Source organism: Achromobacter sp. GbtcB20 (assembly GCF_019091095.1).
Taxonomy (GTDB): Bacteria; Pseudomonadota; Gammaproteobacteria; order Burkholderiales; family Burkholderiaceae_B; genus Achromobacter; species Achromobacter mucicolens.
On record NZ_JAGXJZ010000212.1, the window covers coordinates 1 to 495 of the forward strand.

Consider the following 495-nt stretch of genomic DNA (forward strand, 5'->3'; position numbering starts at 1 on the left):
AGCACCTTGATCTCCCTGGCCCCCGGCGCCGAACGCCCGGCCAGGCTGCGCACTTCGCTCGCCACCACCGCGAAGCCGCGGCCCTGCTCGCCCGCGCGCGCCGCTTCCACGGCCGCGTTCAGCGCCAGGATGTTGGTCTGGAAGGCGATGCCGTCGATGACGCCGATGATGTCGACGATCTTCTGCGAGGATGCCGTGATCGAGCCCATGGTGTCGATCACGCGCGCCACTACCGTGCCGCCCTGCTCGGCCACGTCCGAGGCCCTGGCCGCCAATTGATTCGCCTGGCGCGCGTTGTCGGCGTTCTGCTGGACGGTGTCGGTCAGTTCGCGCATCGCGCCGGCCGTGTGGCCGAGCGCGGCGGCCTGCTGCTCGGTGCGACTGGACAGGTCGAGGTTGCCGCTGGCGATCGCATGCGAGGCGGCCGCCATCGCCTCGGTGCCGGCGCGCACTTCGGCGACGATGCGCATCAGGCTGGCGTTCATGTGCCGCAGG

At 71.1% G+C, this 495-nt stretch carries 1 protein-coding gene; it reads right to left on the minus strand.

The genetic code is table 11. The features are described 5' to 3' along the window. A partial coding sequence (locus KVT32_RS28630; protein WP_254637061.1) for a methyl-accepting chemotaxis protein occupies window positions 1-495 on the minus strand: 495 nt, incomplete at both ends.